Raw genomic sequence first — 8626 nt, 5'->3', positions numbered from 1 at the left:
GTCGACCGTCCCGGCGGGCAGGCCGAGGACCGGGGCCAGGCCGTGGAGGGTCCCGGCGAGCGCGGCGGCGCAGGCCAGCACGGCCGCCGCGACGGTCACCGCGGGCCGGGTGGCGGGCGAGCGCCGGCGCACCGCCACCACCAGCAGCGCGACGACGGCGAGCTGCCCCACCACCGCCACGAGCGGCCACAGCCCGGCCGCGCCGCCGAGGTCGAGCGCCATCGGCAGGGGTCCGACGAGGACGGCACCGCCGACGGCCGCCGCGATCCGGCCCGCACGCCGGCTGCCCGAGGCCCGTCCGGCGACGGCGATCATCACGGCAGCCACGATCCCGCCGGCGAACACGAGCACGGAGGCCAGCCGCGCGGCCGGCAGCCCCGCGGCGTCGACGGCCCGGACGGTGGCCCATGCCACGCCGCCGACCAGGGCGAGCAGGCCGCACTCGACCGCGAAGGCCCGCGCCGCGACCGGGCGCACACGGAAGGCATCGGGCCGGACGGGCCGGGGCGCACCGGACGCGGCCCCGCGGCGGCGCCGGCCCGTGGGCCACGCGTCGGGGGCGGGCCGCGCGGTGGGGGCGTCCACGCGGCTCCGGGTGCTGGAAGTCACCGGTACCTCGGTCGTTCGACGGGCGGCCGGGCGCGGGGAGCGGGCGAGGCCGGGAGCGTCGGCTCCGCTCCCCTGTCGGCACTCCACCACCGGCCGTTACGCAGAACGCACACTAGCTGCCGCAGAGTGGCCACTCGCCGTAACCCTCCCGACCATCCGGCCGGTACGGACGGCGGCCGGAAGGAGCAGCGACCCGGGTCAGGTCCGGGCGGGCAGGGCGGCCAGGGCCGTCGCGACCTCCGCGGCGAGCGCCGCGTGGCCCGCGCGCAGTGTGGCCCGGTCGGCGCGGACCTCGACGATCCGCAGCCCCGGACCGGCCGGCAGGACCGCGTCGAGCAGCGCCGACGGCGCGGTGACCAGCACGTGCGCGGCACCGAGGCCGGTCGCGACCGCGGCCAGATCGGCGCGGTGCGGGGTGCCGAACACCCGCTCGAACGAGGCCGCGTGCATGGGCGCGCCCTGCTCGAGCAGCCCGAAGATCCCGCCGCCGGAGTCGTTGAGCACCACGATCGACAGCGCCGGCCGCGGCTCGTCCGGGCCGATCAGCAGGCCGGTGGTGTCGTGCAGCAGGGTCAGGTCGCCGACCAGCGCCACGGTCGGCCCGGGATGGGTCAGGGCGGCGCCGACGGCCGTCGACACCGTCCCGTCGATCCCCGCGACCCCGCGGTTGGACAGCACGGAGAGCCCGGGCCGCGGGATCGCGGCGAGCGCGACGTCCCGGACGGGGTTGGACGAGCCGAGCAGGAGCCGGGCCCCGTCCGGCAGCCCGGCGACCAGGTCGCGCGCCAGCGCCAGCCCGCGCGGTCCCTCCGGCAGGGCCCGGTCGAGCGCGGCCGACGCGGCCTCGTCGGCCTCCTGCCAGCGCTGCACCCAGGCCCGCGGCGGGGCGAGCGCGGGCACGTCGCCCACCGCGCGCACCGTGCCGGCGACGTCCGTCCACGGCATGCCGTGCGGATCGGCGGCGGCGTAGACCTGCAGGTCCGGAGCGGCGAGCAGGCGTGCGACCGCGCGGTGCAGCGTCGGCCGCCCGACGACGAGCACCTGGGTCGGCCGCGGCGGGCCGCCGGGCGCCCCGAGCAGCCAGGGCCCGCTGCGCAGGGCGTGCGGCCACAGCGGCGACGTCGGCTCGGCCACCAGCGGGGCCCCGCCGAGCAGCGCCGGGTCGATGCCGGCCCCACCGCCCGCGACGACGAGTGTCGGCGCCCGCGGGTCCAGCGGCAGGGTGGGCGCGCTGCGGCGCACCGGCGGGACCACGGTCCAGGGCGCGCCGTCCGGCCGGCCGGGCGGGACCTGGTCGGCCGGGTCGGGGACGAGCGGCTCGGCGAACGGGATGTTCAGGTGGACCGGACCCGGCGGTTCGCCGAGCGCGCCGGTCGCCGCGGCCACGATTCGGTCGACGGCGGCGCGCCACCGGCCGGGCTCCCCGGGCGCGAGCCGGGCGACGGCCAGGGTGCCCGCCCGCCGGACGGCCCCGCCGAAGACGCCCTGCTGCTCGATCGTCTGGCTGGCGCCCGTGCCCACCAGCTCGGGCGGCCGGTCGGCGGTGAGCGCGAGCAGGGGCACGCCGGAGTGCGAGGCCTCCAGCACCGCCGGGTGCAGGTTCGCGACGGCCGTGCCCGACGTCGTCACCACCGGGACCGGCCGGCCGGACCCGAGGGCCAGGCCGAGCGCGAGGAAGCCGCCGGTGCGCTCGTCGATCCGCACGTGCAGGCGCAGCCGACCGGCGGCGTCGGCCGCGTGCAGGGCGAAGGCGAGCGGCGCGTTGCGCGACCCCGGGCACAGGACCGCGTCCGTGACGCCGAGGCGCACGAGCTCGTCCACGACCACGCCGGCCTGGACGGGCCCAGCCGCGGAGCCGTTCGTCGGTGCCGGGTTCACGTTCCCGACCCTATGTCGCCACCGGCCGGTCCCGCCGTGCTCCGCTGCTCACACCCCACCGTCAGAGGGCGAACAGCTCGAACCCGACGGCCAGCGACGCCCCCGGGAGCTGCTCAGCCACGACCGTCGCCTGCGACCGCAGGAAGGTCTCCGGGTCCGCCATGTCCCCGCCGAGGGCCGCCAGGTAGGCCCGGTGGGCCGAGAGCGAGGCGACGGCCCGGTCGAAGGTCGGGCCGATGTCCACGGCGTGCGTGGGCAGCGGCGACCCGGTGACGGCGAGGTACCGCACCCCCGTCCACGGCTCGCCCCCCGCGCCCGGGAACACCCAGCGGTTGCCGGCGTCGCGGCAGGCGTCGAGGACGGCCCGGCCGGTGTGGACGTGGTCGGCCATGTTGAGCGCCCCGCTCGGCCAGCGGTCGGCGAAGTTCCCGGTGACGACCAGGTCGGGCCGGCGCCGGCGGATCACCGCGGCGATGTCGCGGCGCAGCGGGAGCCCGTACTCGATCACGCCGTCCGAGTGGTCGAGGAAGTCCACCTCGGTGACCCCGACGGCGGCGCACGCGGCGCGCTGCTCCCCCTCCCGCAGGGGGCCCGCCTCGGTCGGCGGCAGCGAGTCGATGCCCGCCTCACCCCGGGTGACCAGCAGGTACGCCACCTCCTTGCCGGCGTCCCGCCAGCGGGCGACGGCGCCGGAGCCGCCGTACTCCATGTCGTCGGGATGGGCGACCACGACGAGGGCGCGCGACCAGTCGTCGGGAAAGGGCTGGAGCGTCATGGGGACATGGTCCCCGTACCCTCGCAGGTGTCATGAGCGCGACCCTCCGGGCCACGGGCCTCTCCGCCGGGCACGGTGCCCGCGTCCTGTTCAGCGGGCTGGACCTGGTGGTCGCGCCCGGCGACGTCGTCGGGCTGGTGGGCGTCAACGGCGCCGGCAAGTCCACGCTGCTGCGGCTGCTCGCCGGCGAGCAGACGCCGGAGGCGGGCGGGATCGCGGTCAGCCCGCCCGACGCCACAGTCGGGCACCTGCCCCAGGAGCCCGAGCGCCGGCCGGGCGAGACCGTGGCGCAGTACCTCGCCCGCCGGACCGGCGTGGCGGCCGCGCAGGCCGCCATGGACGTCGCCGCCGAGGAGCTGGGCGCCGGCTCGGACGCCGCCGCGGACACCTACTCGGCCGCCCTGGACCGCTGGCTCGCCCTCGGCGGCGCCGACCTCGAGGACCGGGCCGGCGAGGTGGCGGCCGAGGTCGGCCTCGGCGTCCCGCTCGACACGCCGATGACCGCGCTCTCCGGGGGCCAGGCCGCGCGCGCCGGGCTCGCCGCCCTGCTGCTCTCCCGCTACGACGTGCTGCTGCTCGACGAGCCCACCAACGATCTCGACCTCGACGGCCTGGAGCGGCTGGAGAAGTTCGTCCAGGGCCTTGCCCAGAATCATCAGGGGAGTCCCGCCGTGATCGTCTCCCACGACCGCGAGTTCCTGGCCCGCACGGTGAACCGGATCGTGGAGCTGGACCTGCACCAGCGCCGGATCGGGGTCTACGACGGCGGCTACGACAGCTACCTCGTCGAGCGCGAGATCGCCCGCCGGCACGCCCGCGAGGCCTACGAGGAGTACGACGACAGGCTCTCGTCGCTGAAGGACCGCGCGCAGATGCAGCGCAACTGGATGGCCCAGGGCGTGCGCAACGCGCGGCGGAAGTCGAAGGACAACGACAAGAACGTCAAGGCCAAGCGCGCGGAGACCAGCGAGAAGCAGGCCTCGAAGGCCCGGCAGACCCAGCGCGCGATCGAGCGGCTCGAGGTCGTCGAGGAGCCCCGCAAGGAATGGGAGCTGCGGATGACGATCGCCGCCGCCCCGCGGTCCGGCGCCGTCGCCGCCCGGCTCGACGGCGCCGTCGTCCGGCGCGGCGGGTTCGTGCTCGGCCCGGTCACGGCGCAGGTCGACCGGGCGGACCGGGTGATCGTCACCGGGGCGAACGGCGCCGGGAAGTCGACCCTGCTCGGTGCGCTGCTCGGCCGGATCCCGGTCGACGAGGGCTCGGCAGGGCTCGGCGCGGGCGTCGTCGTCGGCGAGATCGACCAGGCCCGCGGGCTCTTCCTCGGCGACGAGCCGCTGGTCACCGCGTTCGGCCGGGCGGTGCCGGACTGGCCCGAGTCCGAGGTGCGCACGCTGCTGGCCAAGTTCGGGCTGACGAGGGAGCACGTGCCGCGGCCCGCCGCGTCGCTGTCCCCCGGCGAGCGCACCCGGGCGGCGCTGGCCCTGCTGCAGGCCCGCGAGGTGAACCTGCTGGTGCTCGACGAGCCCACCAACCACCTCGACCTACCCGCGATCGAGCAGCTCGAGCAGGCCCTCGACGCCTTCCCTGGCACGGTCCTGCTGGTCACGCACGACCGCCGGATGCTGGACACGGTCCGCGCCACCCGCCGGTGGCACGTCGACGCGGGCCGCCTGACCGAGGACTGAGCCCCTGCGCGGCCGCGCAGGGTCCACCCTTGCGCAATGTGTCAGTCATCGCTAACGTTAGTGACAACGCACGGAAGCCGTCTCGGGAGGACGTCATGGGAAACCCCGTCGCGATGTTCGAGATCGTCAGCACCGACCCCGAGCGTCTGGGTCGCTTCTACGGCGAGCTGTTCGGCTGGAGCGTCGACGCCGACCCGGCCTGGGGCGGGTACGGGCTCGTCGACACGCACGCGGAGCCCGGCGGCCCGCTGATCGGCGGGATCGGGCCCTCGTACCAACCGGGCGACACGGGCGTGAAGTTCTACGTCGGGGTCGACGACCTCGGCGCCTGGCTGGGCAAGGCCGAGGGCCTCGGGGCCACCCGGCTGGTGGAGCCCACCGACCTGCCCGAGGGCTTCGGCTCCTTCGCACTGTTCGCCGACCCGGACGGCAACACCGTGGGGTTGTGGGCGACCGCGGGGGGATCGTGACCTCTCCCGCACCGCTCGACGACCGGGTCGGGGCGATGCTCCGGGCCCTCGCCGAACCACGCCGCCGGGCGATCCTGCGGCTGGTCGCGGGCACCGAGCGTGCGGCGGGTGAGATCGCCGCGGAGTTCGAGGTGTCCCGCACGGCCGTCAGCCAGCACCTCACGGTGCTGAAGGAGAGCGGCCTGATCGCGGAACGCCGCGAGGGCACCCGCCGGCTGTACCGTGCCCGCCGGGAGGCGGTCCGCGAGCTGCAGGCGGCCCTCGACGGCATCTGGTCCGACGCGCTCGACCGGGCGCGCGCCCTCGTGGAGGAGGACGAGTCGTGAGCACCGAGACCCACGGCGAGGTGGTGGACCTCGCCCGCCCGCCGATCCACCAATCGACGACCGTGGCCGCGCCCCGCGAACGCACCTTCCGCGTGTTCGTGGACCGCCTGGCCGACTGGTGGCCGCTCGACCCCTTCTCCCTCGGCGGGAGCAGCCGGATCGCCGCCGTGACCGTGGACCGGCGGGTGGGCGGCACGGTCACCGAGCACTGGCACGACGGCAGCTGCCACGCCTGGGGCACGCTGCTGGCCTGGGACCCGCCGGTCGGGCTGACCATGACGTGGAACGTCACGGGCACCCCGACCGAGGTCGAGCTGCGGTTCGTCGCCCTGAACGAGGCCACCACCCGGGTGGACCTCGAGCACCGCGGCTGGGACCGGCTCCCGCCCGAGGAGCTGCGGGCCGCCTGCGCGCTGCCCGGCGGCTACTCCGGCGGTGCCTTCGAGCGCGGCTGGGCGACGATCCTCGGCGCCTTCGCCGACGCCGTCCGGGAGGACGTCCGATGAACTGGTTCCTCTACCGGCTCCTGCCGCCGCGCCCAAACTTCGCGACGACGATGGACGAGCGCGAGAGCGCCGCCATGGCGGAGCACGCGCAGTACTGGCGGGGCCAGCTCGAGGCCGGCCGGACGATCGTGTTCGGCCCGGTCGTCGATCCCGCCGGTGTCTGGGGCCTCGGCATCGTCAACGGCGAGTCGATCGACGACGTCAACGCCCTCGGCGAGAAGGACCCGGCCGTCGTCGCCGGGGTCGCCCGGTTCGAGGTCTGGCCGATGCTGTCCGCGGTCACCCGCTGAGCCGCGGGCACCCGTGGTCGCCGGGCCGAGGTCCGGGGACGACGGCGGGGCGGCCCCTCCGTGGGAGGGACCGCCCCGTGCGGACGTCGTGCGTCAGGCCTGCGGTGCCACGTCGGCCTGCGGGCCGATCGCGAAGCGCAGCTCCTCCTCGCCCTGCTCGTTCGTGAAGGGCTGCACGTCGAGGACCTTGTCGTCGAGCACCTCCGCCGCCATCGGCTCGAGGAAGACGTTGAGCCCCTCGCCGGTGAGCACGGTGTCGCTCTGGTCCGCCTGCGCCGCCAGCGAGAGCTCGAGGCCCTGTTCCGGGTCCGTGGCCGCGATCCGCAGCCCGCCGCCGTCCGGCAGCTCGGCGTCCGTGGTCAGGGTCTTGATGGCTTCTGCCGCGGTATCGGTGATTGCCAACATTCGGCCGACCGTACCGAGATCCCGCCGGCCGTGCAGGCCGGGCTCAGTTGAACTCGTCCGGGTGCGGGCCGAGGCGTGCGCCGGGGTCGCCCCGGTCGAGGCCGCTGACGGCCGCCACGTCGTCGTCGGCCAGCTCGAAGTCGAACACGTCGATGTTCTCCCGGATCCGCGAAGGCGTCACCGACTTGGGGAACACGATGTTTCCGAGCTGGACGTGCCAGCGGAGCACGATCTGGGCGGGGCTCCTGCCGTACTTCTCCGCCAGCGAGGTCACGAGCTCGTTCTTCAGCAGCGCGCCGCCCTGGCCGATCGGGCTCCAGGCCTCCGTCGCGATCGCGTGGTCGCGGTGGTACTGGCGCAGCTGGGGCTGGGTGAAGGTCGGGTGCAGCTCGATCTGGTTCACCGAGGGCACCGTGTCCGTCTCCGCGGCCAGCCGGTCCAAGTGCGGCACCTGGAAGTTCGAGACGCCGATGGAACGGACCTTCCCCGCGGCCTTCGCCTGCTCGAGCCCGCGCCAGGTCTCCACGTAGTCGTCGCGCTTCGGCAGCGGCCAGTGGATCAGGTAGAGGTCGACGTGGTCGAGGCCGAGCTTCGTGAGGCTCTCCTCGAGCGCCTTCTGCGCCTCGTCGCGGCCGTGCCGGTTGTTGTTCAGCTTGGTCGTGACGAAGATCTCGTCGCGGGAGAGCCCGGACTCGGCGATGGCCTGCCCGACCCCCTCCTCGTTGCCGTACATCTGAGCGGTGTCGATGTGGCGGTAGCCCGCGTCGAACGCCTGCTTCACGGCGTCGACCGTCGCCTGCCCCGGGTCGACCTGGAAGACGCCGAAGCCGAACTGCGGGATCCGGACACCGTCGTTGAGCGTGATCGTCGGAACCATGTCCGAAGTGATACCGCGCGCGCGGACGGGTCAATCGCGGGACATCTCACGCGCGGACCGGGAATCACCGACGGCCTCGGGGGAAGGCGGCGCGACGGAGGTGCGTCGCGCGGCGGCCAGCCCCCACAGCGCCAGCGCGACCACGACCAGCACCTCGGTGAGTGCCAGCCCGCGCTCGACCAGGCCCAGCGGGACGGCCCGCCACCACGAGACGCCGGTGAACGGGCGCTGGGCGAACCCGACGAGGATCGGGGCGAACCACAGCAACGACGCGACGGCGAGCCACCGGGACCAGGCGGCGTGCCGCGCCCCGGGTCGCGGCTCCGGCCCGGTCCCGGCGGCCCTCCTGTGCCGGCGGGCGAGGAGGATCGCCGCGATCGGCAGGGCGAGGAAGGCCACGAGGCTGGCGTAGCGGTGGATGGTGCCCCCGACGCTGGGCCCGACGGCCCAGTTCGTCTTCTCGAACATCACGACCGCGCCGAGCCCCGACGCCGCCAGCACCAGGCCCGCCGAGGCGCCCGACACCGCCCGGACCAGCCCGGCCCGCACCAGGGCGACCAGCGCGCACATGACCGCGGCGGCGAAGGCCAGCACGCCCGTGTCGAAGACCGGCTTCACGCCCGCGAGCAGGCCGTACTCGCTGATGGTGCGGCGGATCGGGTCGACCCGGCCGACCGTGAGCGTCAGCCCCAGGACGAGCACGACGGCGATCCCGGACCCGGCCAGACCGGCCAGCGCGAACCCGCGCCCCACGGTGTCCCTGCCCGCCGCGGTGTCGCGCTCCACGTGTCCGGCCTCCCGGTGC

General features: G+C 75.7%; 11 protein-coding genes. 5 read left to right on the top strand and 6 right to left on the bottom strand.

Translation table 11 applies throughout. The features are described from left to right. From ACFQH9_RS30265 to ACFQH9_RS30255, 3 genes are all read right to left on the bottom strand, one after another. Positions 1-585: hypothetical protein (locus ACFQH9_RS30265; RefSeq protein WP_379571540.1), on the bottom strand; the 585-nt coding region annotated here is incomplete at its 3' end. Positions 586-807: 222 nt separating this feature from the next. Further along, positions 808-2487, bottom strand: a complete 1680-nt coding sequence (menD, locus tag ACFQH9_RS30260; protein ID WP_379571539.1) for a 2-succinyl-5-enolpyruvyl-6-hydroxy-3-cyclohexene-1-carboxylic-acid synthase — start codon at positions 2485-2487, stop codon at positions 808-810. 61 nt (positions 2488-2548) lie between these two features. Further along, positions 2549-3262, bottom strand: a complete 714-nt coding sequence (locus ACFQH9_RS30255) for a PIG-L deacetylase family protein (protein ID WP_379571538.1) — start codon at positions 3260-3262, stop codon at positions 2549-2551. A gap of 32 nt (positions 3263-3294) precedes the next feature. On the opposite strand from ACFQH9_RS30255, the gene ACFQH9_RS30250 reads away from it, so the two are divergent. The 5 genes from ACFQH9_RS30250 (at position 3295) to ACFQH9_RS30230 (ending at position 6539) form a co-directional block, all read left to right on the top strand. After that, the gene (locus ACFQH9_RS30250; protein WP_379571537.1) at positions 3295-4947 is read left to right on the top strand and encodes an ABC-F family ATP-binding cassette domain-containing protein; all 1653 of its coding nucleotides are present in this window, start codon (positions 3295-3297) and stop codon (positions 4945-4947) included. 95 nt (positions 4948-5042) lie between these two features. After that, positions 5043-5417: a VOC family protein gene (locus ACFQH9_RS30245; RefSeq protein WP_379571536.1), complete on the top strand. Its 375-nt coding sequence runs from the start codon at positions 5043-5045 to the stop codon at positions 5415-5417. Beyond that, positions 5414-5743 (top strand): ArsR/SmtB family transcription factor, encoded by a 330-nt coding sequence (locus ACFQH9_RS30240; protein WP_379571535.1) that lies wholly within the window; start codon positions 5414-5416, stop codon positions 5741-5743. Before ACFQH9_RS30245 ends, ACFQH9_RS30240 begins: the two co-directional genes overlap by 4 nt. After that, the gene (locus tag ACFQH9_RS30235) at positions 5740-6249 is read left to right on the top strand and encodes an SRPBCC domain-containing protein (RefSeq protein WP_379571534.1); all 510 of its coding nucleotides are present in this window, start codon (positions 5740-5742) and stop codon (positions 6247-6249) included. The genes ACFQH9_RS30240 and ACFQH9_RS30235 overlap by 4 nt, the downstream gene beginning before the upstream one ends. Beyond that, positions 6246-6539 (top strand): YciI family protein, encoded by a 294-nt coding sequence (locus ACFQH9_RS30230; protein ID WP_379571532.1) that lies wholly within the window; start codon positions 6246-6248, stop codon positions 6537-6539. The genes ACFQH9_RS30235 and ACFQH9_RS30230 overlap by 4 nt, the downstream gene beginning before the upstream one ends. A 93-nt stretch (positions 6540-6632) precedes the next feature. Here the strand turns inward: ACFQH9_RS30230 and ACFQH9_RS30225 are convergent, their stop codons facing one another. From ACFQH9_RS30225 to ACFQH9_RS30215, 3 genes are read right to left on the bottom strand one after another with little or no spacing between them, the layout of a single operon-like run. After that, positions 6633-6944 (bottom strand): adhesin, encoded by a 312-nt coding sequence (locus tag ACFQH9_RS30225; RefSeq protein WP_379571530.1) that lies wholly within the window; start codon positions 6942-6944, stop codon positions 6633-6635. Positions 6945-6987: 43 nt separating this feature from the next. Next, the gene (locus ACFQH9_RS30220) at positions 6988-7821 is read right to left on the bottom strand and encodes an aldo/keto reductase (RefSeq protein WP_379571528.1); all 834 of its coding nucleotides are present in this window, start codon (positions 7819-7821) and stop codon (positions 6988-6990) included. Between the two features lie 30 nt (positions 7822-7851). Next, a complete protein-coding gene (locus ACFQH9_RS30215; RefSeq protein ID WP_379571526.1) occupies positions 7852-8607 on the bottom strand; it encodes a DUF998 domain-containing protein in 756 nt (251 codons plus the stop codon). Positions 8608-8626: the final 19 nt, after the last annotated feature.

It is taken from the genome of Pseudonocardia lutea, from assembly GCF_042658055.1.
GTDB classification, from domain to species: Bacteria; Actinomycetota; Actinomycetes; order Mycobacteriales; family Pseudonocardiaceae; genus Pseudonocardia; species Pseudonocardia lutea.
The sequence above is the reverse complement of the archived record's forward strand: the minus strand, read 5'-3'. Positions and strand labels throughout refer to the sequence as shown.